This is a genomic window from Agromyces sp. NPDC058110 (assembly GCF_042884735.1).
Lineage (GTDB): Bacteria > Actinomycetota > Actinomycetes > Actinomycetales > Microbacteriaceae > Agromyces.
This window is the reverse complement of the sequence record NZ_JBHVTI010000009.1, coordinates 1-25,102: the sequence shown is the minus strand read 5'-3', so window position 1 is coordinate 25,102 and position 25,102 is coordinate 1. Positions and strand designations below refer to the sequence as shown.

Below are 25,102 nucleotides of genomic sequence, written 5' to 3'. Positions count from 1 at the left end.
GCTGGGAGGCCGATGCTCACCGCTTCCAGAGGTACGGCCTCGTCGTGGAGACCTTCACGAGGCCCGAGCGCTCGAGGATGGGGCGCGAGAACTCGGTCGAGTCGCTGTGGATCAGCGTCTTGCCGCGCTCGAGCGCCGACCGGGCGCGGGCCGCGGTCAGCGCGCGGTAGATGCCCTTGCCCCGCCAGGGTTCGAGCGTGGCACCGCCCCAGATTCCGGCGAAGTCGGTGTCCGCGACCGGCTCGAGCCGCCCGGCGCTCACGATCTCGCCGTCGGCGGTCTCGGCGACCCACAGCTCCATGCCGTCATCGAGTGCGAGCCGGCGCAGGATGGCGTCGGCCATGTGCTCCGAGACGGGGTCGCCGAACGCCGCGTCCTGCATGGCGCTCATCGCGCGCACGTCGGGCTCGTCGACGACTCGTCGCACCCTCACGCCGTCGGGCAGCCGCACCTCGGCGATGAGCGCTGCGGCCTCGCCGATCATGATCGACTCGGGTTCGTCGGCCTGCAGCCCGTTGGCGACGAGCGCCTCGTGCAGGCCCGGCGCGGCATCGTGACCGCGCGTCTTCCACTCGAATCTCGAGATCTCGGGCATCGCCCGGTAATGCGCCACCGCACCGGCGACGAGGTCCGCGACGCTCGCGGCATCCGCGCCGCCGAGATCGCGGTAGGTGACGAACCCGCGGCCGCCGGCGAAGGTCACGAGCCGAAGCGGTCCGAGGCGTTCGACCGCGATCGCACTCGGCGTCTCGGCATCCGTGCGCAGCTGCTCGTCGTAGGCCCGGAGCAGACGCGCGCGCTCGCCCACATCGGCCGTCATGCGAATACCGGCGCCAGGAAGCGCCGTTCGTACCGGCGGATGCACTTCGTCTCGACGGCGAACCGGTACGCCTCGACGCACTCGGGGTCGGTCGCGGCCGCGATGCGGTACTGCTCGTACTCCGCCAGCGACGGGAACGTGAAGAGCGCGAACGCCTCGTCGCTGTCGCCCTCGCTCGGCAGGAAGTAGCCGTGGTGGGTGCCGCCGAGGCGGTTCACGAGACGGATCCAGCGCTGCCCGTAGTCGCGGAACTCCGCGATCCGGTCGGCATCGATCTCGTAGCGCAGGTGCACGGTGACGGGGTTGCTCATGGTCGAACCCTATCCACATGCCGCGAAGGTCATATGCCATCGCATACGTTTGCCGGATGCTCCGACGACTCGCCTCGCGCGTGTACTGGGCCTGCAGCCGGTGGCAGTTCACCAGCGAGCCGGCTCCCGACCGCCCCACCGTCCTGATCGGTGCGCCCCACACCTCGAACTGGGACTTCGTGCTCATGCTGGGCATCGCCTGGCGACTCGGCATCGACTTCCGCTGGCTCGGCAAGAAGAGCCTCTTCGCGGGCTGGCGCGGACCGATCATGCGCGGCCTCGGCGGCATCCCGGTCGACCGCGACGACCCCAGCCGTGTCGTCGGCGAGGTCGTCGACCGCATCCGCGACGGCGAGGTGTTCGGCCTCGTCGTGACGCCCGACGGCACGCGGAACAACCGCGGGTACTGGAAGTCGGGGTTCTACCGGATCGCTCGCGAGGCCGGCATGCCGGTCACGCTCGGTTACGTCGATCGCACCACCATGACCACCGGCCTCGGCCCGACCATGGAGCTCACGGGCGACGTCGCCGCCGACATGGACGCGATCCGCGCGTTCTACGCCGACAAGGCGGGGCTCCGCCCGGAGTTCCGGGCAGAGCCCCGCCTGCGCGACGAGAGCTCGGAGGGCGTCTGACCTCCGGTCACTCGGTCGTGCTCGAGAAGTCGAGCATCGAGTCGGCGACCGCGATGACCGACCACGTGCCGCCACCGGCATCCGTCAGCTCGTAGGCCGGCACGACGAGCACGCTGCCGTCGGGCTGCCACTGGCTCGCGAGCCCGAGGCGCGCGCTCACGATCTCGACGTCGTTCACGGGCCACGAGACCACGGTGCCGGATGTCGGCGCCGCCGGCGGCTCGGTCGGCGGCACCCACTCGGTCGCCGTCGCGGCGACGTCGCCCTCGCGGTAGGCGATCGGCAGCGCCGTCATCTGCGCGCCGAACCGCGGGTCCGAGAGGCGTTCGAACGCCTCCTGCTCGCTCACGATCCCGTAGTCACCGAGCGGCACGATCGCGGCGAGCGCGCCGTAGGCGCTCAGCAGGCCCTCCTCGGTGACCTCGACCGTCCACGACTGGTCGAGGCGCTGACCGTCGACGACGGGGTACGCCTGCGCCGTGCGCGTGACCGAGCCCTCCCAGGTCTCGGTCGAGTACTCGAACGCGTCGGCGTCGCGGCCGGCACCCGTGATGACCGCGCGCATGGCGTCGATCGCGGCCTGCTCGCCCGGGGCGGATCCGGTCGGCTCGCAGGGTTCGACGATGCCCGGTTCGATGCTCGGCTCGTCCTGCGGGGCGACGGAGTCGGCACCGCCGCCGCTGCTCGATCCGTCGCCCTTGCCCGCCGGGCACGACCACGGATCGAGGCTCGGGTCGTAGAACGAGAAGCTCAGGATGCCGTCGAGTCCCACCGTGAGGCTCGCGGCGCTGCCGTCTTGCGGGCCGACGACCCACGAGCCGTCCTTCACCTCGGGCTTGCCCTCGACGCCGAGCGCGTCGGCGAGCGCCGAGACCGTCTCGACGTTCGACGCCGACCGCGGGTCGTAGCCGTACCCGGCGGCGCTGCCGGCCTCGGTCGAAAGACCCGAGGCGCTGAACACGTTCCGACCGGATCCGTAGGGGTACATCATCGAATCGGCCGACATCTTCGCCGACCCGGCAGCACCCATTGCGTCCGTCGCGGCCGCGTTCAGCTCGGGGGTCGCACCGCCCGCGGACGAGCCGTCCGCGGCGCCCTGGGCTCCCTGCAGCGAGATCGGCGGAGCAGCGCTGCCCGCGAGGTTCGTCGTGTCCCCCGCCGCGCCGAGCGCATACCCCGCACCGCCGAACACGACGAGCGACGCCGCGACCGCCGCGGGCAGCACCCAGCGCCCGCGGCGCTTCGCGCGCACGGCGTCGAGGTCGGCCACGGGCGCGGGCGCACCGGCATCCGCCGCCTCGATGGCCGCCGCCGTCTCCGGCGTCTCCGTCGTCTCCGTTCGCAGACCGGATGCCGCGGCTGCGACCACCTCGTCGACGAAGCCGGCTCGGGGTTCGACCCCTGCGGCCGGGTCGGCGGCGTGCAGCCGCGCCTCGGGGTCGAGCTCGGACTCGCGGTCTCGGTCGTCGTTCATGCGGATCACTCCTGGGCGTTGCGGCGGCGTGCGCCGGTTCACTCATGCATGTGTCGGCCGCGGACCGAACCTTGCATTTCACTCAGAACGACAGGCGCTCGCCCCACGCCTCCCGCAGCCGCTTGCGGGCTCGCGACAGCGCGGCATCCGCACCGGATCGCGAGATGCCGAGCACCGTGGCGAGCTCTTCGCCGTCGAGACCCTCCCACGCATGGAGGAGCAGGATGCGGCGATCGCGCTCACCCACGCTCTCGAGCGCGCCCCGCAGCTCGGCATCGAAGAGCAGGCTCAGCTCGGGGTCGTCGGCGACGCGCACGGAACCGGCCTCCGGCACCTCGTCGACGGGCAGGTCGACGTGCTTGCGGCGGTGGTTCGCGAGCGTGAACCCCGCCGTGCGGTAGAGCCACGGCAGCACGGCCTCGCGCGGCACGTCGTCACGGCGACGCCAGGCGGTCGCGAACACCTCGGCAGCCAGGTCTTCGGCGTCCTGCCGGGGGCCGCGGCGGGCGAAGTACTTCACGAGCGCCGTGGAATGCTCGCGCGCGACGCCGGTGAACCAGTCGAGATCTTCGCCGCGCCCAGCAGGGTCGGGCGGCACCGGCGGCGCAGGCTGCGCGGCATCGGGCATCACGGCCTCCCGGGTCGTCTCGGCGGCGTCGGCATCGGTGCTGGCGGTCGTCACGAACAGATTGTGTCGCGAGGCCCTCGGATCTTGCACGGCACGCCGATGACCCGCGGTTCCGCATAGTCTGGTGGGAGCGGGGGCGCGTGACGCGGCACCCCTTCGATCGAAAGGCCCCACGTGAAGCTCGCGCACCTGCAGCGCTTCGTCGCCATCGTCGACGCCGACCTGCACGTCCCGCGCGCGGCCGACGCGACGGGCATCCCGCTCGCCGCGCTCTACTCGAGCATCGACGCGCTCGAAGAGGAGGTCGGCCAGCCGATCTTCACCAGGGCGAAATCGGGGTGGGGCCTGACCGAGGCCGGCGCGCTGCTGCTCGACGAGGCGCAGCGACGCATCGCCGAGGCCCCGACAGCGGCGCCGAAGGCGACCGCACCCGCGGGCGGCAAGGCCAAGGCATCGAAGGGCAAGGGCCGCGCGCCCATCGTGAAGGGCCAGCCCAAGCCGTACAAGAAGCGCCAGGGTCGCTAGCCGCGGCATCCGCCGTCCGGTCGGACCGCACCGACGACCGCCCGCCTGCTCCCAGCGTTCTCTCCGCGCTCCCCCAGAGAGACCGAATCCGCGCGCGATACCGTTCGGGCATGCAGACCCCCGGCGCGGCCACCTCGAACGACGACCGCAGCCTCGGACTCTCGCTGAGCGGCGGCGCCGCGTTCGGAGCCGCGCACGTCGGCGTGCTGCTCGAACTCGAGGCACGCGGCATCCGCCCGGGTCTCGCCGTGGGCACGAGCTCCGGAGCGATCGTCGCGGCGGCCTACGCGGCCGGGTTCGACGCCGAGCAGATCGAGCGCGCCGCCCATGCGTTCCGCTGGCGCGACATCGCCCGCTGGTCGTTCGCCCCACGCCTCGGCCTCCTCGACACGAACGCCATCGGCGACGGCATCCACCGCGTGCTCGGCTTCGACCCCCTCATCGAGGAACTCCCCCGCGGCTTCGGCGCCGTCGCAACCGACCTGCGCGCCCGACGCGCCGTGACCATCGACCGCGGGCCGCTCAGCGTTGCACTGCGATCGACCGTCGCCGTTCCCGGAATCCTCCCTCCCGTCAAGCGCGACGGCTCGTGGTTCGCCGACGGCGGCATGATCGACAACGTGCCGGTCGACGCGGCCCGCGAACTCGGCGCGACGCGCGTCATCGTGGTGCGCCTGCACGCGAAGTTCGAGAACGTGCGCATGATGCGCACCGTCAACCGCACCGCCGACCTCGTCGACGACCCCTCGGTCGTGCTGATCCAGCCCGAGATGGAGCGCATGGCGCAGTGGAGCATGGTCGACGTCCCTCGCCTCATCGCCGAGGGGCGGCGTGCCGCGGCCGAAGCGCTCGACGCCGCCGCGCTCGACGCACTGTCGTCCGCCGCGCCCGCGGCCGCGCTCGGCTGACGCCGGGCCGCCCCCTCCCCACCTGACCCCCGGCCCACCTGGCGCCCGGCCCACCTGACCGCCTTCCCACCTGGCGCCCGGCCCACCTGGCCCCCGGCCCACCTGCCCGCCCGGCCATCGGCGGAACTCCGGATCGCGGCGTCCTCCACCGGTGTGTCGCGCCACGACACGCGGCATGCACCGCGTCGATTCCGGAGTTGCGCCTCCCGCCGCCAGCCGCAGGGTGCCACCATGGGCGCATGACGCGATACGCGATCGACGCGGATGCCGCGCTGCTGATCATCCGCGATGGCATCGAGGTGAGCCCGGCCCACCAGCTCGTGGCGCCGTCGGTGCTGCGATCCCACGTGCTGTCGCTGCTCTACCGCGACGTGCGCGAGGGTCGGCTCGACGAACGGAGCGGACGCGACCAGCTCGAACGCCTCGCCGAGCTCAAGATCCGGCTGCTCGGCGACCGCGTCTCCCGCTCCGTCGCCTGGAAGCTCGCCGCCCGCCTCGACTGGCACGACACCCCGCTCGCGGAGTACCTCGCCGTCGCCTCGCTGCAGGCCGACGCGCTCATCACGTTCGACGAGCGCCTCGCAGCCGCCGCAAGCGGCATCGTGCCGCTCGCGAAGCTCGGCGACCTGCAGACCTGAGGCGGCCGGTCGAGCGACGTGCTCGGTGCCGCGAGGCCCATGGGCGCCGCACCCGAGACCCCTGCATGTCAGAGATCCGGGAGCGCCACAACCCCCTTGGCCGGGCCCAGCACTGCCAGTTGACTTGGCCCAACCCGAGAAAGGCTGGTCTCATCATGGACACGAGCATCTGGATCTGGATCATCGTCGCGGTCGTCGTGGTCGCCGTCATCGTGATCATCGCGGTCATGGCCTCGTCGCGACGGCGGGCACAGCACAAGATCGAAGCCGACCGTCGTCGTTCGGCCGAGCTGCGAGCCAAGGCCGAGTCGACAGAACGCGATGCGCGCGAGCAGGCGGCCGCCGCCTCGCAGGCCGAAGCCGACCGCCTGGCCGCCCAGTCGAGCGCCGCGCAGGCGGAGGCCACCGCGGAGCGGGCACGGCTCGAGGCCGATCGCCTCGAGCGCGAGGGCGCCGAGCGAGCAGACCGCGCAGCGGACCTGCGTGAGCAGGCCGACCAGCACGCCCGGCACGCGGCCGACCTCGATCCCGACGTTTCGACGCCGACCGACCGTCGCGATGCTCCGGTCGCGGCCGATCGTCGCACGACGGCCTTGCTCGACGAGCACGATGCAGACACCGCCCGCACCGAGGCATCCGACGTCGAGGCACCGGATGCCGCAGCGCACGCCGGTGCCACCGGAGCACGCAGCGCCGAGCACCGTCGCGACGACCGCACCGGCCCGGCCGGCACGGGCACGGGCACGGGCACGGACGGCACCGGAATCTGACGGCGCCCGCGTGGGCAACTCAGGACGAACGGGAGCCCGCCCTGCGTGTCTTCCGTCGGCGCTCGGCGTGTGGGCCGCTCGTCCTGAGTTGCGCACGCGCGAGTACACCCGTCATGGACGATCTCGATCGACCCAGATGTACAGCGCCAGCGGCACCGAGACGACGGTCATGGCCGAACCTCCGACGATGAGGAACCAGTCGACGATTCCGACGACGAGCCGCACGACGCCGACGATCGCAGCCGTCGCGCTGCTGACCGCGCATGGCGCTCCCTCCCAACGAGTCCGTGTCGGCTACACATTGAAGCGGAACTCCACCACGTCGCCGTCCTGCATGACGTAGTCCTTGCCCTCCATGCGGGCCTTGCCCTTGGCGCGCGCCTCGGCGACCGAGCCGGTCTCGACCAGGTCCTCGAACGAGATGACCTCGGCCTTGATGAAGCCGCGCTCGAAGTCGGTGTGGATCACGCCGGCGGCCTGCGGGGCCTTGTCGCCCTTGCGGATCGTCCACGCGCGCGACTCCTTCGGGCCGGCGGTGAGGTAGGTCTGCAGGCCGAGGGTGTCGAAGCCGATGCGGGCGAGCTGGTCGAGTCCCGACTCCTCCTGGCCCGTCGACGCGAGCAGCTCGGCGGCGTCTTCGGGGTCGAGGTCGATGAGCTCGGATTCGATCTTGGCGTCGAGGAACACGGCCTCGGCCGGGGCGACGAGCTCGGCGAGCGACGCCTTGGCCGCGGCATCCGTCAGCACCGCCTCGTCGACGTTGAAGACGTAGATGAAGGGCTTGGCCGTGAGCAGGCCGAGCTCCTTGATGGGCGTGAGGTCGACGGATGCCGCCGACAGGGGCGTGCCCTTCTGCAGCACGTCCTGCGCGGCCTTCGCGGCCTCGAGCACCGACGGGTCGAGCTTCTTGCCCTTGATCTCCTTCTCGTAGCGCGGGATGGCGCGCTCGAGCGTCTCGAGGTCGGCGAGGATCAGCTCGGTGTTGATGGTCTCCATGTCGGCCTTCGGGTCGACCTTGCCGTCGACGTGCACCACGTCGCCGTCGTCGAACCCGCGCACGACCTGCGCGATGGCGTCGGCCTCGCGGATGTTCGCGAGGAACTTGTTGCCGAGGCCCTCGCCCTCGCTCGCGCCGCGCACGATGCCCGCGATGTCGACGAACGACACGGCGGCGGGGAGGATGCGCTCGGAGCCGAAGATGCCGGCGAGCACCTCGAGGCGCTGGTCGGGCAGGTTCACGACGCCCACGTTGGGCTCGATCGTCGCGAACGGGTAGTTCGCCGCGAGCACCTGGTTCTTGGTGAGGGCGTTGAAGAGGGTGGACTTGCCGACGTTGGGCAGGCCGACGATGCCGATAGTGAGAGCCACGGGCATCCAGTGTACTTGGGGGTTCCGCGACGGACGAACGGCGGATGCCGCGGGCGGCCGCCCCGCGCCGGCTGCACGTCAGTCGGGGTCGACGCGCCACCGCATGAGCACGTTGCCCGACTCCTCCCACACGTGCGTGCCGACGAGCTTCAGCGCGACCGGCGGTCTCGAGTCGAACAGCGGTACTCCCCCGCCGCCGATGAGCGGGAACGTGACGATCTGGAGCTCGTCGACGAGCCCGGCCCGCATGAGGTGGTTCCAGAGCACCCGGCCGAGCAGCACGAGGATGCCGGGGCCGTCGCCCGACTTGAGGCGGCGCACCTCGTCGACGGAGTCGGCCACGCGCACGATGCGGCAGTTCGGGTACGGCGCGAGATCGGCCTCGTCGATCGTGTCGGAGACGACCACCTTGTCGATCGACTCGAATCGCTCGGCGAAATCCCGGCGGATCGCCGTGGCATCGGGGTCGTGGCGCACGCCCGCCCAGTAGCCGAGGTTGCCGAGCGCCGACCGCCGACCGCTCAGCAGGAGCGTGCCGGCCTCGCGCAGCAGCCCGGTCGTGTGGTGGTCGAAGCTGTCGGCGCCGCGGTATTCGGGGTGCTGGTGCTCGAAGAACGAGGCGATGTCGTGCTCGTCGTCTTCGTAGCGCCCGTCGACGGTGGCGAAGTTGCAGACGGTCAGTGCGGCCATGGCGCCACCGTAGCGGTGGCCGCCGACGTGCTCAGCCGGCCAGGCGCGCGCGGAAGCAGCGCGTCAGGTACGGCACCTCGAGCTCGGCGGCGCCGGCGACATCCGGATGCGTGTCGAGCAGGTGCTCGAGTGCGGCGATCGTCGCGGCCTGCTCGTCGGGCGAGGCCATGAGGTAGTACGAGCGCGAGCGCACGAGGTCGAGGAACCGCTCGCGCGACATGCGCTCGACCCACGCGACCGTGTGCTCCTCGATCGGGCCGAAGGGCGGGCCGACGCGCACGTACGACTCGAACGTCTCGCTCGCGTCGTGCCGATCGTGCATGATCCCGCCGGCCTCGCGCAGCCAGTCGGCGCTCAGGTCGCGGCTGTTCCAGACGAGCCCGAGCACGCCGCCCGGCCGGAGCACGCGCGCGATCTCGGGGATCGCGCGGTGCGGCTCGAACCAGTGCCAGGCCTGGCCGGCCACGACCGCGTCGACCGAGTCGTCGTCGATCGGGATGTCCTCGGCCGTGCCGAGGATGCGCGGGACGCCCGGCACCGCGAGCTCCAGTTCGTCGAGCATCTCCTCGACCGGATCGACCGCGGTCACGTCGCGGTCGAGCGAGACGAGCGCCTCGGTGAGCTTGCCGGTGCCGGCTCCGAGGTCGAGCACATGCACGGCATCGCCCACGAGCCAGGCGACCGCCTCCGCAGGGTACCCGGGCCTGGACGCCCGGTAGACGGTTGCCGCGAGCCCGAAGCTGCGCGCAGGGTCGTCGGTCATGCGCCCATTCCACGCCCGCGGCGAGGCATCCGTCAACCGTCGGCGGGCCATGGCACGATGCCCTCGTGCCAGTGGACTTCACCGCGATCGACTTCGAGACCGCCAACCCGTCGAGCGCCTCGGCCTGCTCCATCGGATTGGTGAAGGTGCGCGGCGGCGCGGTCGTCGACCGCCTGCACCGCTACATCCGCCCGCCGTTCCCCCACGACGAGTTCTCGGAGTGGAACGTACGCGTGCACGGCATCACGCGCGACATGGTGTCGGATGCCGCGGGCTGGGCCGAGCTGCTGCCGGTCTTCCGCGACTTCGCGGGCGCCGACGTGCTGGTCGCGCACAACGCCGGATTCGACATGCGCGTCATCGCCGCGACCACCGAGGCCGTCGGGCTCGACGTGCCCGACCACCGCTCGCTCTGCAGCCTGCAGGTCGCGCGCAAGACCTACCACCTCGAGTCCTACCGGTTGCCGGTCGCCGCGATGGCGGCGGGCTTCGAGGACTTCTCCCACCACGACGCGCTGGCCGACGCCGAGGCGTGCGCGGCGATCATGGTGCACGCCGCCGCGAGGCACGACGTCGACGACCTCGACCGGCTCGCGCACGTGACGCGCGTGCCGTTCGGCGCGATCGGGCGGGCCGCGACCGCCGCACGGGCCGCGTCGCACGGGCCGATGGCGCTGCAGTAGCGGCGCCTCCTCGGGCCTCGCCGGGCCGCATCGCGGACGATGTCGGCGGCCGCTGCCAAACTGGGCGGCATGGAGATCCTGCTGCTCGTCATCGGCCTCGTCGTCGGCATCGCGCTCGGCGCGCTCGCCACGTGGTTCCTCACCTCGAGGCGTGCGACCGATGCGGCGGCCGGCGTCGTGGCGGTCGAAGACCCCGCGCTGGTCGAGGCGCGTCACCAGGCCGCGATCGCCGCGCTGCAGGCAGGCGGCTCGGCCGAGCAGGCGCGCATCCGCGCCGAGGAGCAGCAGGTGCAGGCGAACCTGCGCGCCGAGCTCGCCTCCGTCGAGGCGACCGCGGCCGGGCTGCGGGAGCAGATCGAGTCGGCGCGCGTGCAGTACCGCGAGATCGTCGAGCGCCAGCGCGCCGAGCAGCAGCAGCGCGAGGCGCGCGAGGCGGCCGACAGCAAGGTGCTCCAGGCGCTCGCGCCCGTCAAGCAGACGATCTCCGAGATGCAGGCCAAGGTGTCCGACCTCGAGACCCAGCGCCACCGCCAGCACGGCGAGCTCAGCGAACAGCTGCGCATCGCGGCCGAGAACGAGGAGCGACTCCGCTCGACCGCGGAGACCCTGGCGTCCGCACTCAGGTCCAACAGCACGCGAGGAGTCTGGGGCGAGACCCAGCTGCGCAGCGTCGTCGAGGCGGCCGGACTGCTCGAGCGCGTCGACTTCGACACGCAGCACTCGATCAGCACCGACTCGGGTGCCGGCCGGCCCGACATGGTCATCCACCTCCCGGGCGGCAAGAACATCGCCGTCGACGCGAAGGTGCCCTTCAACGCGTACCTCGAGGCGAGCCAGATCCCCGCGACGGCGACCGGAGCAGAGGCCGCACGGCGCGACGCGCTCATGAAGCAGCACGTCAAGGCCGTGCGCGAGCACATCAACGCCCTCGGCGGCAAGACCTACTGGGCGGGCCTCGGCGCCTCCCCCGAGATGGTCATCGCGTTCATCCCGAGCGAGTCGCTCGTCTCGAGCGCGCTCGAGACCGACCCCGCGCTCATGGACTACGCGTTCTCGAAGCGAGTCGCCCTCGCGTCGCCCGTGACCCTCTGGTCGGTGCTGAAGACCGTCGCCTTCAGCTGGCAGCAGGACGTGCTCACCAAAGAGGCGAAGACGCTCTTCGACCTGAGCCGCGAGCTCTATTCCCGACTGTCGGTCACCGCCGGCCAGATCGAGAAGCTCGGCCGCACGATCGAGCGCACCGTCAAGGACTACAACGCGTTCGTCGGCTCGCTCGAGACGCGCGTCATGCCCACCGCCCGAAAGCTCAAGGCGCTCGACGAGACGAAGGTGCTCGCCCAGCTCGAGGGCATCGAAGAAAGCCCGCGCGAGCTCACGGCCTACGAGTTCACCGCCGCGGTCTCAGACGAGACGGCCTCGCGCACTCAGGCGCTCGAACCGGCCGACACGGTCGAGGTGAACCCGGTCGAGGTCGACACGGTGGCGCTCGACATGACCGCGATCGAGGCCGACCGGGCGCAGCACTCGGCCGCATCGAGCGGCAGCGCGCTCGATCTCGGTCCCGGGTTCAGCGCAGACATCGACCCCGAGATCCGCTCGATCTGATCACGCGCGTCGGCGGAGCCGATCCGGATCGACTCCGCGGACCCTCAGGCGCAGCGGTCGGAGGCGCACGACGTCGTCGACGACCTCCAGCTCCGCCGGGCCGTCGGCACGCAGGTCGTCCGCCGCATCCGCGAACCGCAGCCGACGAGCGTCCTCCTCGCCCGCGTCATCGAGCAGCACTCGGCGACGTGCCCGCTCGCCGTCTGGCGACGACCACTCGTCGTCCTCGCCGACGAAGGTGTGGCCGTACACGGCCCGCCCGGTCTCCGCGTCGAACAGCACGCTCGTGCGCTGACGTGTGACCGTGTCATCACTGCTTGCGGTCTCATCGAACATCCCCGGCTCCTCACCAGAAGTTCCGCGACACCCGGCCGCGCGCGAACGAGTTGACGACGAACATGCGCACGCTGACGCTCGTGACGCCGTCCCGCGCGACCACGGGCGGCCCGTCGTCGCCGAAGTCCTCGACGCCCGAGTCGCTCACGATCTGCGAGACGCCGAACCGCGCGAACGTGCCGTCGTCGTCATCGATGCTGTTGACCGAGGTGAGCGCGACCTCCACGATCGTGCGCCCCGGGTGGGTGACCTGATAGGTCCACGTGTGGGTGTACACGCCTCCGCTCGACGCCCACGGCGAGTTCAGCTTCTGTCCCAACATGGGTCCGGTCTACGCCCGATCGTCGCCGTCCGGTTGAGGGCTGGCCCTGAGATCCTGCCCGGCCGCGTACGGGCCCCTGCGGCTCAGCTCTGGATCAGGCTCAGCACGTTGCCCGCGGGATCGCGGAACCAGCAGATGTCCGGCCCCTGCCCCGAGGCGGACCCCCACGCGATGCCGCGCTCGTCGGTGCCGTACGAGTGGGGGTCGGTGTAGATCTTCGTCACGACGCCCTGGGCGTTCAGCATGTCGACAGCCGCACCGATGTCGGGCACCTCGAAGTTCAGGATGGTGAACGAGGCGGGCTGATGGTCGTCCTTCGGATACACGAACACGCCCTGGCCCGACGGCAACGAGAACTGCAGGCCGCCCATCTCCTCGCGCACGTCGAAGCCGAGCACGTCGCCGTAGAACGCCTTCGCAGCACCGACGTCGTCGACGCTGAAGCCGGGGAACGCGTCGTTGATCTCCACCATGAGAACCCTCCCTGTTCGCGCCCACCCTCGCACATGCGCCGCCCGCAGTCGAGGGCTTGCGCGGTCGAGCCCGAGTGCACCGCGCCGACAGCGGGTGCGGCGGGGCCGAGTCGTCAGTCGCGCGACGGCCCGCCACCGGATGCCGGCGGGTGGGGCTCGTCGACGGGCGCCGCGAACCCGGCAGCGGCCTCGTGGCCGGTGACGATGCCGGCGTCCGTCGGCGGCGCCGCATCGAGCGGATGGGCGAGCTCGTCGCGGCCGAGCCGGGCGATCGCGAGGGTCGCGAAGGCGATGAACGGCGGCACCAGGCCGGCGATGAGGAAGGCGGGCGCGATGCCGATGGCCTCGCCGACCGGCCCCGCGACGGCCATCGACACGGGCATGAGGGCGAGCGACACGAAGAAGTCGAGGCTCGAGACCCTGCCGAGCATCGACGGCGGCACGCGACGCTGCAGGAGCGTGCCCCAGACCACCTGCGCTCCGTCGAACAGGAGCCCGACCAGGAACAGGGCGATCACCATCACCCAGAGCTGCGAGGTGTACCCGATGATCGCGAGCGGGAGGCATCCGACACCCCACGCGAGGATCATCAGCGTGAGGTAGCGGCGGGGCAGCCGGAACGAGGCGACCGCCAACGAGCCGACCGCGCCGCCCACGCCGAAGGCGGCCAGCGCGAGTGCGAAGGCGCCCGCGCCGCCGCCGGTCTGGTCTTTCACGGCGAAGGGCAGCAGCACCTCGATGGGCCCCATGATGATGAACACCAGCACGATCGAGAACACGAGCGTGGCGAGCAGCCACTTCGTGCGCACGAGGTACCCGAACCCGTCGCGCAGGTCGACGAAGACCTGCCGCAGCGGATGCCGCACGACCTCGTCGACGTCGCGTCGCACCGGGGTCGACCGCATGACGCCGAGCACGCCGGCCGCGACGACCTGCATGACGGCGACGGTCGCGAAGGCGAGCCACGGGCCCTGCATCGCGATGAACGCGCTCGCGAGCGCCGGACCGGCGGCCTGCATCACCGCGGGGCGCAGCACGCCCTCGATGCCGTTCGCCGCCAGCAGCTGGTCGGCGGGCAGCAGCGCGGGCAGCCATGCCGAGTACGCGGGATAGAAGAACCCGTCGGCGACGCCGAGCACGAACGAGATGAGGGCGATGTGCCACACCTCGATGACCCCGGTCGCCGCGAGCACGGCCGCGACGACGAACGCCGCGCCGCGCACGACCTCGACCGTGATGAGGATGCGGCGCTGCGGGATGCGGTCGGCCGCGACGCCCCCGATGAGCACGGCCAGCACCAGCCCGAGGCTCGACCCGACCGCGACGAGCGAGAGGTCGACGGGCGTGCCGCCGAGCTCGACGACCTGCCAGACCGCCGCGACGAGCCAGGCGCCCGCCGAGAGCAGCGACGCCGCGAGGGCGACCGCCAGCAGGCGGTACTGCGCGACCCCGAAGGGGCGCAGGGCGCGGGGCAGGTTCGTCTCGGCGGTCACTCCCCCATTGTCGTGGGGCGCACCGTCATCGGCGAGGCCGAGACGGTCACCGGTCGACGTCGTCCAGCCACTTCTCCACGAGGTGGTCGGCGACGATGCGCCGGATCGTGCCCGAACGGCCGCGCAGCACGATCGACTCGGTGCGGATGATCGGGCCCTTCTTGCGGACGCCCTCGAGCAGTTCGCCGTCGGTCACGCCGGTCGCGACGAAGAACGTGTTGTCGCCCCGCACGAGGTCGTCGAGCTCGTACACCCGGTCGCAGTCGAGCCCGGCGGCCTCGCCGCGTGCGCGCTCCGCGTCGTCCTTCGGTGCGAGCACGCCCTGCATGAACCCGCCGAGCGCCTTGATCGCGCACGCGGTCGTGATGCCCTCGGGGCTGCCGCCGATGCCGACGCACATGTCGATGCGCGACTCGTAGCGGGCCGCGTTGATGCCGCCGGCCACGTCGCCGTCGCTCATGAGGCGAGTGCCGGCGCCGGCCTCGCGGATGTCGGCGATGAGCTGCTCGTGGCGGTCGCGGTTCAGCACGGCGACGCGCAGTTCGCTCACGTCCTTGCCCTTCGCGGCGGCGAGCGCTCGGAGGTTCTCGCCGATGGGGCGGCGGATGTCGACGACGCCGATGCCCGAGGCATCCGTCACGATCTTGTCCATGTAGAACACGGAGGAGGCGTCGAGCATGGTGCCGCGATCCGAGACCGCGATGACCGAGAGCGCGTTGTGCCGGCCCGCCGCCGTGAGCGAGGTGCCGTCGATGGGGTCGACCGCGATGTCGCAGGCCGGACCGTGACCGGTGCCGACGTGCTCGCCGTTGAAGAGCATGGGCGCGGCGTCCTTCTCGCCCTCGCCGATGACGACGACGCCGTCGAAGCTCACGGTGCTGAGGAACGCGCGCATGGCATCGACGGCCGCACCGTCGGCGCCGAGCTTGTCGCCCTTGCCGATCCAGGGGTACGAGCGGATCGCCGCAGCCTCGGTCGCCCGCACGAGCTCGATCGCGATGTTGCGGTCGGGGTGCAGGTAGAGGCTGTCGTCGGCGGGTGTCATCATCGGGCGTCCTCCGGGTTCGGTGCGACCGGGCTCGAACGACCCCTCGCGGGCCGTGGCTCTGTGCGCGCTCACCGTCCACCCTAGGCACGAGAGCGCCGGTTCCGAGGGTTTCTGCACGAACGTGCGCCGAAAGAACCGCGGTTCTTAACCGACAGGCAAGGAGGCAGTCACCAGGTCGGCGATGTCGTCGTCGACGAGCACGAGCGGGGCGCGGGCGGGGCCGAGCGCGCACGCGGTCACGGGCGCGATGACCACCAGGGCGGATGCCGCGCACAGGCGCTCGAGCGCGAGCCCGCCGTCGAGCGACAGGCCGTGCTCGGCCGCCGCCGGGTCGGGCCCTGCGGCGAAGTCGGCGAGGCGTTCGGCCTCCTCGGCCGACTGCGGTGCGAAGCGGGCCAGCATGACGCCGCCGTGCGCGCGCACGATCGCGGCCTCGAGCAGGCCTTCGGGCGCGCCGCCGATGCCGAGCAGCAGGTCGAGCTCGCCGTCGGGAGCCGCCGCATGCGCGACGCGCTCGATGTCGCCGTGCTCGAACGCGTGGAGGGTCGCGCCGGCAGCGCGCACGGCGTCGGCCGCGGCCGCGTTGCGCGGCCGGGCCTGCACGGCCACGCGAAGGCTCGAGACGGGGCGGCCGAGCGCGGCGGCGAGGCGCGCCAGGTTCTCGGCGACCGGAAGGTCGAGCCCGAGGCCCGGGCCGGCCGCCATGCCGGGGGTCCGCGCGTGCACGAGCTTGTCGAGGTAGAACGCCGGTCCGAGGTCGGCGTAGGAGCCGCGCGGCGTGACGGCGACGATCGCCATGGCTCCGGGCCGACCGGACGCCGCCAGGCGCGTACCGTCGACCGGGTCGACCACGAGGTCGAGGGCCGGCCCCTCCCCGGTGCCGAACCGCTCGCCCGGGTGCAGCATCGGCGCGTCGTCCTTCTCGCCCTCACCCGACACGACGCGGAGGTCGGCGGGCACGGCGGCGAGCGAGACGCGCAGCGCATCGACCGCGGCGGCGTCGACGGCGACTCCGTCACCCGAGCCGACGAGCGGGCGGGCGGCGTCGGCGGCGGCGCGCACGGCCGAGCGCAGCGACTCGCGCAGGGCGGCGTCGAACGTGGGCTCGGTGATCGGGGGCACCGACCCATCATGGCCCAGCACGCGGCATCCGCTCGTCGCACATCGCGCCGCGACCCGACGCACGTGAGCACTCCTCGCGACCTCGGTAGACTCGCACTGAATCCTGTTGCCTTCCGAAGGAGCGCCATGCCCATCGCAACCCCCGAGCAGTACGCACAGATGCTCGACACCGCCAAGGCGAAGGCGTTCGCCTTCCCGGCGTTCAACGTCTCGTCGACGCAGACCCTCAACGCGGTGCTGCAGGGCCTCACCGAGGCCGGGTCCGACGGCATCATCCAGGTCACCACCGGCGGCGCCGACTACTTCGCGGGCCACACCGTCAAGGCCCGCGCCACCGGCGCCCTCGCCTTCGCCGCGGCCGCGCACGAGATCGCCAAGAGCTACCCCGTCACCGTCGCGCTGCACACCGACCACTGCCCGAAGCCCGCGCTGGAAGACTTCGTCTTCCCGCTGCTCGCCGCGTCCGAAGAGGCCGTCAAGGCCGGCGGCAACCCGATCTTCCAGTCGCACATGTGGGACGGCTCGGCCGTGCCGCTCGCCGAGAACCTCGAGATCGCGCAGCAGATCCTCCCCCGCATGAAGGCGATCAACGCGATCCTCGAGGTCGAGATCGGCGTCGTCGGCGGCGAAGAAGACGGCGTCCAGCACGAGGGCTCGAACGAGGCGCTCTACACGACCCTCGACGACGCGATCTCGACGGTCGAGGCGCTCGGCCTCGGCGAGCAGGGCCGCTACATGGCCGCCCTCACTTTCGGCAACGTGCACGGCGTGTACGCCCCCGGCAACGTCAAGCTCCGCCCGGCGCTCCTCAAGGACATCCAGGACGGCCTCGCCGCGAAGTACGGCACCGGCCCGAAGCCGCTCGACCTCGTCTTCCACGGCGGCTCCGGCTCGACCGACGCCGAGATCGCCGAGGCCGTCGCGAACGGCGTCGTGAAGATGAACATCGACACCGACACGCAGTACGCCTACACGCGCGCCATCGCCGACTACATGTTCAAGAACTACGACGGCGTGCTGAAGGTCGACGGCGGCGTCGGCAACAAGAAGCTCTACGACCCCCGCGCCTGGGGCAAGGTCGCCGAGACGGCCATGGCCGCTCGCGTGGTCGAGTCGACCCGTCAGCTCGGCTCGGCCGGCAACTCCATCTCGGCGTAAGGCAGCACCCGCATGACGCACGACGAGGCCGCTCGCACGAACGGAGCCGCGGGGCAGGATTCAGCCGCGCCGACTCCCCCGATCGACGAGCGGCCTCGTCCGCGGTACGGCGAGTACGCCCCCGAGGGGTGGACCTGGCAGCCCCCGGTCGAGCCCGTCGAGGCTCCCGACGCCGCGGCCGGCGGCCAGGCTTCGGCCGCCGACCGGCAGGGCGCATGGGTCGGGCATCAGGATGCCGCGGCCGAACGTACCGGTGACCCAGCGGCTCCCGGCGCTGCGCCTCGTGCCGTGCCGAAGGACCGCCTCTGGACCATCGCGCTGCTCGTCTTCGGCGTGTTCGGCGCGATCTACAACATCATGGCCATCGTGCAGCTGCCGGCGACGGCGCTCGAGTCGGCCAAGCTCTCCTCGGCGATGCTCGGCGTCGACGGGCCGACCGCGTTCACGCCGGGCCCGGCCGTGCCGACGATCCTCGCGACCGGCGTCGTGCTCCAGATCGCGCTCTGGATCGGCGCGCTCCTGTGGTCGCGCGCACGCCTGCGCGCGGGCCGCCTCTCGTGGTGGATCCCGCTCGTGGCGGGCGTCGTCGCCTTCATCGTCGTCACCATCGTCGGCATGCTCGTGTTCGCGAGCGACCCCGACTTCCTCACGTCGCTGAGCACCGCGGGCGCCTAGGCGCGATCCGCGCAGGCGCGCGAGCCACGTGCGATGGCCGTGCCGTGCCGTGCCGGAGATTCAGGATGCCGCGCCCGGCGCGCCGACGCGCGGCGAGTCGCCGCGGCATCCGGAGTTCGGCCGCTCGCGCGCCCGTCGGGCGCTACGCGCGCGTGCGCCCGCCGAGGGCCCGCTCGTCGCGGTTGCCCGCGAGGTCGCGCCGCAGCTCCTTCGGGAGCGAGAACATGAGGTCTTCCTCGGCGGTCTTGACCTCGGCGACATCGGCGTAGCCGGCGTCCGACAGCGCCTCGAGCAGCTCGTGCACGAGCTCCTCGGGAACGGATGCCCCGCTGGTCACGCCGACCGTCTCGACGCCGTCGAGCCACTCCTGCTTCACCTCGCTGGCGTAGTCGACCCGGTAGGCGGCCTTGGCGCCGTACTCGAGGGCGACCTCGACGAGGCGCACGCTGTTCGAGGAGTTCGCCGAGCCGACGACGATCACGAGATCGGCGTCCTGCGCCACCTTCTTGATCGCGACCTGGCGGTTCTGGGTGGCGTAGCAGATGTCGTCGCTAGGCGGGTCGGCGAGGTTCGGGAACCGCTCGCGCAGGCGGCGCACGGTCTCCATGGTCTCGTCGACCGAGAGCGTGGTCTGCGAGAGCCACACGACCTTGTCGGGGTCGCGCACGTCGATGTTCGGCACGTCGTCGGGGCTGTTCACGATGGTGACGTGGTCGGGCGCCTCGCCCGCGGTGCCCTCGACCTCTTCGTGGCCCTCGTGGCCGATGAGCAGGATCTCGAAGTCGTCGCGCGCGAACCGCACGGCCTCGCGGTGCACCTTGGTGACCAGCGGGCAGGTCGCGTCGATCGCGTGCAGTCCGCGGTCGGACGCCGCGTTCACCACGGCCGGCGAGACGCCGTGCGCGCTGAAGACGATGTGGGCGCCTTCGGGCACCTCGTCGACCTCGTCGACGAAGATCGCGCCCTTGGCCTCGAGCTCGGTGACCACGTGGATGTTGTGCACGATCTGCTTGCGCACGTACACGGGCGCCCCGTAGTGCTCGAGGGCCTTCTCGACGGCGATCACCGCCCGGTCGACGCCCGCGCAGTAACCGCGGGGGGCTGCGAGCAGCACGCGCTTGTGTCCGGGGACGGGGATATCCTTGAGCCGGCCGCGCAGGCCGGGCACGCGGGGCATGCCGAGGCCGATCTTGGGGGTGGTGGTCGTCACCGTCCCATCCTACGCGGGGCCGGCCGGGCACCGGCCGACCACGACCGACCGACGCGACCGCACGACCTGCAGGCGCCCCGCACCACCGACCCGAGGAGACACACGATGACGGATGCCACGGCCACCCGCGAGGCTCCGTGGCCCGTCTCCACGCTCTCGGGCAAGCTCAAGGACTGGATCGAGCGACTCGGCATGGTCTGGGTCGAGGGCGAGATCACGCAGTGGGGCGGGTCGGGCGGCAACGTCTACGGCAAGCTGAAGGACCTCGAGGCCGACGCCACGATCTCGTTCACGATGTGGTCGTCGGTGAAGGCCAAGCTCACCGAGCAGTTCAAGCAGGGCGACCACGCCGTGCTCCTCGTGAAGCCCACGTGGTGGGTCAAGGGCGGCTCGCTGTCGTTCCAGGTGTACGACATGAAGCACGTCGGCCTCGGCGATCTGCTCGAGCGCCTCGAGCGGCTGCGCGCCACGCTCGCCGCCGAGGGCCTGTTCGCGGCCTCCCGCAAGCGCCCGCTGCCGTTCCTGCCCCGAGTGGTCGGCCTCGTGACGGGCCGCGACAGCGACGCCGAGAAAGACGTGCTCCGCAACGCGAGGCTGCGCTGGCCGGCGGTCGAGTTCCGCACCGTCTACGCGACGGTGCAGGGCGACCGGACCCCGGCCGAGGTCGTGCGGGCCATCGAGCAGCTCGACGCGGACCCCGAGGTCGAGGTCATCATCGTGGCGCGCGGCGGCGGCGACTTCCAGAACCTGCTGGGCTTCAGCGACGAGCGCGTCGTGCGTGCGGCCGCGGCGGCGACCACCCCCATCGTGAGCGCCATCGGGCACGAGGCCGACCGGCCGCTGCTCGACGAGGTCGCCGACCTCAGGGCGTCGACCCCGACGGATGCTGCGAAGCGCGTCATCCCCGACGTGGGCGAAGAGCTCGCCAGGGTCGACCAGGTGCGCGCCCGCCTCGGCATGCGGCTCTCGTCGCTGCTCGCACGCGAACTCGACCGCATCGAGCACCTCCGCATGCGCCCGGTGCTCGCCGACGGCGCGTGGATCGTCGACCGGCGCGCCGAGGAGCTCACGCGCTGGGTGGCCCGCGGGTCGGAGCTCGTCGATCGCCACATCGAGCGTCAGACCTCGCGCATCGGCGAGCTTCGCGGGCACCTGCGCGCGCTCTCGCCGCAGGCGACGCTCGACCGCGGCTACGCCATCGTGCAGGGGCCCGACGGGCACGTCGTGCGCGGCCCGGCCGGTGCGCCCGCCGCGACCGCGCTCACCGTCACGCTCGCCGAGGGCACCATCGCGGCGGAGTCGCGCGGCCAGCTCGACGCGGGGGCGACCCCGCACGCTCCCGACGAGGCGGTCGACGCCGTGCCGGCGGACGAAGCTGTCAGCGGCGCCGAATAGAATGTCGGCCATGCCCCCCACCACGGATGTCTCCGAGCTGAGCTACGAGCAGGCGCGCGACGAACTCGTGCAGGTCGTCTCCGAACTCGAGCAGGGGTCGGCGACCCTCGAGCACTCGCTCGCGCTGTGGGAGCGGGGCGAGGCGCTCGCCGCCCGCTGCGAGGAATGGCTGGTCGGCGCGAAGGCCAGGCTCGACGCCGCGCGCACCGCGGCCGCATCCGGCGCGAGCGGCCGTGCCGCGGCATCCGACGAGGTCGCGTTCTGATGGCCGAACCCGGCCGCGGTCCGATCGTCGCCGAGCTCGGGCGCCCCGAGACGCCCGACGAGACGGCCGCTCGCAAGGCGAAGAACTCCCGCGAGTACCGCGAGCGCAAGACCGTGAGCAACCTCGTGTACGCGCTCGTCGCCTGCGTGGCCCTCGTGATCGTGATCGTGCTCGCGGTCCCCCGCAGCAACGACCCCATGCACCCCGACATCGACGTCGCCGGCATCGCCGCGCAGGCGCAGGCCGGCAGCGACGAACCGCTCGCCGTTCCCGCCCTGCCCGACGGGTGGAGCGCGAACGCGGCCGAGCTCCGCCGCAGCACCGACGGCATCACGGCCTGGTACACCGGCTACCTCACACCGAGCGGCGAGTACATCGGCCTGTACCAGGGGCTCGACGCGAACGCGACCTGGGCGGCCGACCTGCTGGCGAAGACGCTCGCGACCGGCACGGTGCAGCTCGACGGCGTCGACTGGACGATCTACGACAACCGCGACAGCAGCGACGACGTCGGCAATGCGCGCTACGGCCTCACGACCGAGTCGGGCAGCACCGTCTTCGTGCTCGTCGGCACGGCCACCGATGCCGAGTTCGCGACCATGGCCGCCGCGATCGCCGACACCGTGCAGGCGCAGCAGTGACCCGTTCCGCGCGCACCGGAGGCGCTCCGCCCACCCGCACCGCCGCGCGCACGACCCGTTGAGCACCGCCCCATTCCCCGAGGAGCCGCAGTGACCGAAACCCCCGTCCGCCCCACCACGCCGGCCGAGACGTGGCGCGAGCTGCGTCGCGGCAACGTGCGCTTCGTCGCGGGCAAGCCGCAGCACCCGCATCAAGACGTCGAGCGCCGCGCATCGCTCGCCGAAGGGCAGCGCCCGCTGGTCGCGATCTTCGGCTGCGCCGACTCCCGCCTCGCGGCCGAGATCATCTTCGACGTCGGGCTCGGCGACGCCTTCGTGGTGCGCAATGCCGGCCAGGTCATCTCCTCGTCGGTCGTCGGCTCGCTCGAGTACGCGGTCGGCGTGCTGCACGTGCCGCTCATCCTCGTGCTCGGGCACGACGCCTGCGGCGCCGTCGGCGCGGCCATCACGTCGCAGTCCGCCGACGCCGAGCCCCTGCCGCCGCACATCGCCGAGCTCATCTCGAGCATCGTGCCCGCCGTGCGCAAGGTCGCGGGCGGCGACCCCGACGCGCCGATCGACGCCGCGGCGGTCGACGCGGCGTTCGTCGGCCGCGAGCACCTGCGCGCGACCGTCGCGCACCTGCTCGAGGAGTCCGAGATGATCAGCGACGCGATCGCAGCGGGTACGCTGGCCATCGTCGGCGCGAACTACCGCCTCGCCGAAGGAAAGGTCGACACCGACGTCGTCGTCGGTCAGATCTGACGCTCGCCGCGGCATCCGCCCACAGTCACAGCCCGATGCACGAAGGCCACCGGGCACGCGAACCGGAAGGAACCACCTTGGTCGACAACACCGCCGACTACCGCGTCGAACACGACACCATGGGCGAGGTGCGCGTTCCCGCGTCGGCCCTGTACCGCGCGCAGACGCAGCGCGCCGTCGAGAACTTCCCGATCTCGGGCAAGGGGCTCGAGCCCGCGCAGGTCGCCGCGCTCGCGCGCATCAAGAAGGCCGCCGCGCAGGCGAACGCCCAGCTCGGCGTGCTCGACGGTGCGATCGCCGACGCGATCGTCGCGGCCGCCGACGAGGTCATCGCCGGCACCCACGGATTCGTCGAGCACTTCCCGGTCGACACCTACCAGACCGGCTCGGGCACCTCGTCGAACATGAACATGAACGAGGTCCTCGCGACCGTCGCGACGTCGAAGCTGGGCGCCGAGGTGCACCCGAACGACCACGTCAACGCGTCGCAGTCCTCGAACGATGTGTTCCCGACCTCGGTGCACATCGCCGTCACGGCCGCCCTCATCGACGACCTCATCCCCGCGCTCGACCACCTCGCGGTCGCGCTCGAGGCCAAGGCCGAGGCCTGGGCCGAGGTCGTGAAGTCGGGCCGCACCCACCTCATGGACGCCACCCCGGTCACCCTGGGCCAGGAGTTCGGCGGGTACGCCCGCCAGATCCGCCTCGGCATCGAGCGCGTGCGCACGGCGCTCCCCCGCGTCGCCGAGGTGCCGCTCGGCGGCACCGCCGTCGGCACCGGCATCAACACGCCCGCCGGGTTCCCGCAGCTGGTCATCGAGATCCTGCAGCGCGAGACCGAGCTGCCGATCACGGAGGCAGCCGACCACTTCGAGGCCCAGGCCAACCGCGACGGCCTCGTCGACGCGTCGGGGGCGCTCCGCACCATCGCGGTCAGCCTCACGAAGATCTGCAACGACATCCGCTGGATGGGCTCCGGCCCCAACACGGGTCTCGGCGAGCTGCACATCCCCGACCTGCAGCCCGGGTCGTCGATCATGCCCGGCAAGGTCAACCCCGTCATCCCCGAGGCCGTCCTCATGGTCGCGGCGCGCGTCATCGGCAACGACGCGACCGTCGCCTGGGCCGGAGCTTCGGGCTCGTTCGAGCTGAACGTGCAGATCCCGGTCATGGGCACCGCGCTGCTCGAGTCGATCCGCCTGCTCTCGAACGCCTCGCGGGTGCTCGCCGACAAGACCGTCGACGGCCTCGAGGCCAACCTCGAGCGCCTCACGGCCCTCGCCGGCATGTCGCCGTCGATCGTCACCCCGCTCAACAAGCTCATCGGCTACGAGGCCGCGGCGAAGATCGCGAAGCACTCGGTCAAGCAGGGCATCACCGTGCGCGAGGCCGTCATCGACCTCGGCTACGTCGAGCGCGGCGACCTCACCGAGGAGCAGCTCGACACGGCGCTCGACCTGCTCTCGATGACCCGCCCGCCTCAGGCGAAGTAGTCCTCACCACGCACCCCGGATGCCCCGTGCCGCACGTCGGCACGGGGCATCCGTCGTCTCGGCAGCCCCCGTCGGGTGAGCCAGGCGGAAACCTTGCGGATTCTGGCCGGACTCGGGCGGTGGTGACCGCGACAGGCGCACGGGCGCGAGCGTAGGTTGAAGGCATGGATCACGGAGGCACGCCCATCACGTCCGTCGCCGAACTCGAGGAGCTCGTCGGCCTGCCCCTGCCGGCCGTCCGCGACAAGTCCCGCACCTCCCTGCACGACATCGACCGGCGGTGGCTCGAGGCCGCGCCGCTCTGCTTCGTCGCGACGGCGGATGCCGCAGGCCACCAGGACGTCTCGCCCAAGGGCGATCCGGCCGGGTTCGCGCTCGCCCTCGACGAGCACACGATCGCGATCCCCGAACGCCCGGGCAACCGACGTGCCGACGGATTCCACAACCTGCTCGAGAACCCGCGCATCGGGCTCGTCTTCGTGATCCCGGGGCGGGGCGACACGCTCCGCGTGAACGGCACCGCGCGACTCCTGCGCGACGTTCCCTACGCCGAGCGCATGCGGGTGCGCGGGCACGTGCCGGGCATCGTCGTCGAGGTCGCCGTCGAGGAGGTGTTCTTCCACTGCTCGAAGGCGTTCCTGCGCTCGAAGGCCTGGGTGCCCGAGACCTGGCAGCCCGATGCCGCGCCGCGCCGCGCCGTCATCGCGCAGGCGCTCGAACGGCCGACCGAGAGCCTCGAGTCGCTCGAGGAGTACTACGGTCCGGCGTACGCCGAGAAGATCTACGGCTAGTACCCACCGCGAGCGGAGGAGATTCGCGCGAAGGGAGGACCCTGCGTCGGCAGGCAGCCTCCCCAATGGGGAGAAGAAACCCACCCACAAAGCCACCAACCCCCCCCCGCAAGTTGGG

General features: G+C 71.9%; 29 protein-coding genes. 15 read left to right on the top strand and 14 right to left on the bottom strand.

Going from position 1 to position 25,102, the window contains the following annotated elements; genetic code table 11:
* Window positions 1-16: 16 nt before the first annotated feature.
* Together ACFVS8_RS19425 and ACFVS8_RS19420 are read right to left on the bottom strand one after the other, a co-directional pair.
* Window positions 17-820 carry a GNAT family N-acetyltransferase gene (locus tag ACFVS8_RS19425; RefSeq protein WP_387066199.1) on the bottom strand — a complete coding sequence of 268 codons (804 nt, stop codon included), beginning with the start codon at window positions 818-820 and terminating at the stop codon, window positions 17-19.
* A complete protein-coding gene (locus ACFVS8_RS19420) occupies window positions 817-1,131 on the bottom strand; it encodes an NIPSNAP family protein (RefSeq protein WP_387066196.1) in 315 nt (104 codons plus the stop codon). The genes ACFVS8_RS19425 and ACFVS8_RS19420 overlap by 4 nt, the downstream gene beginning before the upstream one ends.
* Before the next feature lie 56 nt (window positions 1,132-1,187).
* Between ACFVS8_RS19420 and ACFVS8_RS19415 the strand changes: the two genes are divergently transcribed.
* Window positions 1,188-1,766: a 1-acyl-sn-glycerol-3-phosphate acyltransferase gene (locus tag ACFVS8_RS19415; protein WP_387066193.1), complete on the top strand. Its 579-nt coding sequence runs from the start codon at window positions 1,188-1,190 to the stop codon at window positions 1,764-1,766.
* 7 nt (window positions 1,767-1,773) lie between these two features.
* On the opposite strand, the gene ACFVS8_RS19410 is transcribed toward ACFVS8_RS19415, so the two are convergent.
* Together ACFVS8_RS19410 and ACFVS8_RS19405 are read right to left on the bottom strand one after the other, a co-directional pair.
* On the bottom strand, window positions 1,774-3,240 hold the full coding sequence (locus ACFVS8_RS19410; protein ID WP_387066190.1) for a hypothetical protein: 1,467 nt from the start codon (window positions 3,238-3,240) through the stop codon (window positions 1,774-1,776).
* Between the two features lie 82 nt (window positions 3,241-3,322).
* The gene (locus ACFVS8_RS19405) at window positions 3,323-3,922 is read right to left on the bottom strand and encodes an RNA polymerase sigma factor (RefSeq protein ID WP_387066188.1); all 600 of its coding nucleotides are present in this window, start codon (window positions 3,920-3,922) and stop codon (window positions 3,323-3,325) included.
* Window positions 3,923-4,042: 120 nt separating this feature from the next.
* Between ACFVS8_RS19405 and ACFVS8_RS19400 the strand changes: the two genes are divergently transcribed.
* The 4 genes from ACFVS8_RS19400 to ACFVS8_RS19385 all read left to right on the top strand — a co-directional run bounded on the left by ACFVS8_RS19400 (window position 4,043) and on the right by ACFVS8_RS19385 (window position 6,709).
* Entirely contained in the window at window positions 4,043-4,393 is a 351-nt protein-coding gene (locus tag ACFVS8_RS19400; protein ID WP_387066186.1) for a LysR family transcriptional regulator, read from the top strand.
* 110 nt (window positions 4,394-4,503) lie between these two features.
* The gene (locus tag ACFVS8_RS19395; RefSeq protein WP_387066184.1) at window positions 4,504-5,301 is read left to right on the top strand and encodes a patatin-like phospholipase family protein; all 798 of its coding nucleotides are present in this window, start codon (window positions 4,504-4,506) and stop codon (window positions 5,299-5,301) included.
* 239 nt (window positions 5,302-5,540) lie between these two features.
* Window positions 5,541-5,939 (top strand): hypothetical protein, encoded by a 399-nt coding sequence (locus ACFVS8_RS19390; protein ID WP_387066182.1) that lies wholly within the window; start codon window positions 5,541-5,543, stop codon window positions 5,937-5,939.
* A gap of 155 nt (window positions 5,940-6,094) precedes the next feature.
* Window positions 6,095-6,709, top strand: coding sequence for a hypothetical protein (locus ACFVS8_RS19385; protein ID WP_387066180.1), 615 nt, complete (start codon window positions 6,095-6,097; stop codon window positions 6,707-6,709).
* A gap of 294 nt (window positions 6,710-7,003) precedes the next feature.
* Here the strand turns inward: ACFVS8_RS19385 and ychF are convergent, their stop codons facing one another.
* The 3 genes from ychF to ACFVS8_RS19370 form a co-directional block, all read right to left on the bottom strand.
* Window positions 7,004-8,077, bottom strand: a complete 1,074-nt coding sequence (gene ychF / locus ACFVS8_RS19380; protein WP_387066177.1) for a redox-regulated ATPase YchF — start codon at window positions 8,075-8,077, stop codon at window positions 7,004-7,006.
* A gap of 78 nt (window positions 8,078-8,155) precedes the next feature.
* The gene (locus ACFVS8_RS19375) at window positions 8,156-8,767 is read right to left on the bottom strand and encodes a dihydrofolate reductase family protein (protein WP_387066174.1); all 612 of its coding nucleotides are present in this window, start codon (window positions 8,765-8,767) and stop codon (window positions 8,156-8,158) included.
* 31 nt (window positions 8,768-8,798) lie between these two features.
* Complete coding sequence (locus ACFVS8_RS19370) at window positions 8,799-9,530, bottom strand: class I SAM-dependent methyltransferase (RefSeq protein ID WP_387066172.1); 732 nt, start codon at window positions 9,528-9,530, stop codon at window positions 8,799-8,801.
* Between the two features lie 65 nt (window positions 9,531-9,595).
* Here ACFVS8_RS19370 and ACFVS8_RS19365 point away from each other — a divergent pair, with 65 nt between their 5' ends.
* Window positions 9,596-10,213: an exonuclease domain-containing protein gene (locus ACFVS8_RS19365; RefSeq protein ID WP_387066170.1), complete on the top strand. Its 618-nt coding sequence runs from the start codon at window positions 9,596-9,598 to the stop codon at window positions 10,211-10,213.
* Window positions 10,214-10,282: 69 nt separating this feature from the next.
* Window positions 10,283-11,818 carry a DNA recombination protein RmuC gene (gene rmuC / locus ACFVS8_RS19360; RefSeq protein ID WP_387066168.1) on the top strand — a complete coding sequence of 512 codons (1,536 nt, stop codon included), beginning with the start codon at window positions 10,283-10,285 and terminating at the stop codon, window positions 11,816-11,818.
* Here rmuC and ACFVS8_RS19355 read toward each other — a convergent pair whose 3' ends face one another.
* From ACFVS8_RS19355 to ACFVS8_RS19330, 6 genes are all read right to left on the bottom strand, one after another.
* Window positions 11,819-12,154, bottom strand: a complete 336-nt coding sequence (locus ACFVS8_RS19355) for a hypothetical protein (protein ID WP_387066165.1) — start codon at window positions 12,152-12,154, stop codon at window positions 11,819-11,821.
* A gap of 10 nt (window positions 12,155-12,164) precedes the next feature.
* On the bottom strand, window positions 12,165-12,476 hold the full coding sequence (locus tag ACFVS8_RS19350; RefSeq protein WP_387066162.1) for a hypothetical protein: 312 nt from the start codon (window positions 12,474-12,476) through the stop codon (window positions 12,165-12,167).
* 83 nt (window positions 12,477-12,559) lie between these two features.
* On the bottom strand, window positions 12,560-12,949 hold the full coding sequence (locus tag ACFVS8_RS19345; protein WP_387066160.1) for a VOC family protein: 390 nt from the start codon (window positions 12,947-12,949) through the stop codon (window positions 12,560-12,562).
* 113 nt (window positions 12,950-13,062) lie between these two features.
* Complete coding sequence (locus ACFVS8_RS19340; RefSeq protein WP_387066157.1) at window positions 13,063-14,442, bottom strand: MFS transporter; 1,380 nt, start codon at window positions 14,440-14,442, stop codon at window positions 13,063-13,065.
* A 46-nt stretch (window positions 14,443-14,488) separates the two neighbouring features.
* Window positions 14,489-15,490: a class II fructose-bisphosphatase gene (gene glpX / locus ACFVS8_RS19335; protein ID WP_387066154.1), complete on the bottom strand. Its 1,002-nt coding sequence runs from the start codon at window positions 15,488-15,490 to the stop codon at window positions 14,489-14,491.
* A gap of 144 nt (window positions 15,491-15,634) precedes the next feature.
* On the bottom strand, window positions 15,635-16,612 hold the full coding sequence (locus ACFVS8_RS19330) for a fructose-bisphosphatase class II (protein WP_387066151.1): 978 nt from the start codon (window positions 16,610-16,612) through the stop codon (window positions 15,635-15,637).
* A gap of 126 nt (window positions 16,613-16,738) precedes the next feature.
* Here ACFVS8_RS19330 and fbaA point away from each other — a divergent pair, with 126 nt between their 5' ends.
* Window positions 16,739-17,770: a class II fructose-bisphosphate aldolase gene (gene fbaA, locus ACFVS8_RS19325; protein ID WP_387066148.1), complete on the top strand. Its 1,032-nt coding sequence runs from the start codon at window positions 16,739-16,741 to the stop codon at window positions 17,768-17,770.
* Window positions 17,771-17,782: 12 nt separating this feature from the next.
* Entirely contained in the window at window positions 17,783-18,445 is a 663-nt protein-coding gene (locus ACFVS8_RS19320) for a DUF6264 family protein (RefSeq protein WP_387066146.1), read from the top strand.
* Between the two features lie 142 nt (window positions 18,446-18,587).
* Here the strand turns inward: ACFVS8_RS19320 and ACFVS8_RS19315 are convergent, their stop codons facing one another.
* Window positions 18,588-19,622 (bottom strand): 4-hydroxy-3-methylbut-2-enyl diphosphate reductase, encoded by a 1,035-nt coding sequence (locus tag ACFVS8_RS19315; protein ID WP_387066243.1) that lies wholly within the window; start codon window positions 19,620-19,622, stop codon window positions 18,588-18,590.
* Window positions 19,623-19,760: 138 nt separating this feature from the next.
* On the opposite strand from ACFVS8_RS19315, the gene xseA reads away from it, so the two are divergent.
* The 6 genes from xseA to ACFVS8_RS19285 all read left to right on the top strand — a co-directional run bounded on the left by xseA (window position 19,761) and on the right by ACFVS8_RS19285 (window position 24,984).
* Window positions 19,761-21,050 carry an exodeoxyribonuclease VII large subunit gene (gene xseA / locus ACFVS8_RS19310; protein WP_387066144.1) on the top strand — a complete coding sequence of 430 codons (1,290 nt, stop codon included), beginning with the start codon at window positions 19,761-19,763 and terminating at the stop codon, window positions 21,048-21,050.
* 1 nt (window position 21,051) lies between these two features.
* Complete coding sequence (locus ACFVS8_RS19305; protein WP_387066141.1) at window positions 21,052-21,315, top strand: exodeoxyribonuclease VII small subunit; 264 nt, start codon at window positions 21,052-21,054, stop codon at window positions 21,313-21,315.
* Complete coding sequence (locus ACFVS8_RS19300; RefSeq protein ID WP_387066139.1) at window positions 21,315-21,956, top strand: DUF4245 domain-containing protein; 642 nt, start codon at window positions 21,315-21,317, stop codon at window positions 21,954-21,956. The genes ACFVS8_RS19305 and ACFVS8_RS19300 overlap by 1 nt, the downstream gene beginning before the upstream one ends.
* A 90-nt stretch (window positions 21,957-22,046) precedes the next feature.
* Window positions 22,047-22,700 (top strand): carbonic anhydrase, encoded by a 654-nt coding sequence (locus tag ACFVS8_RS19295; RefSeq protein WP_387066136.1) that lies wholly within the window; start codon window positions 22,047-22,049, stop codon window positions 22,698-22,700.
* 77 nt (window positions 22,701-22,777) lie between these two features.
* Entirely contained in the window at window positions 22,778-24,193 is a 1,416-nt protein-coding gene (locus ACFVS8_RS19290) for a class II fumarate hydratase (RefSeq protein ID WP_387066134.1), read from the top strand.
* Window positions 24,194-24,357: 164 nt separating this feature from the next.
* Entirely contained in the window at window positions 24,358-24,984 is a 627-nt protein-coding gene (locus ACFVS8_RS19285) for an MSMEG_1061 family FMN-dependent PPOX-type flavoprotein (protein ID WP_387066131.1), read from the top strand.
* Window positions 24,985-25,102: the final 118 nt, after the last annotated feature.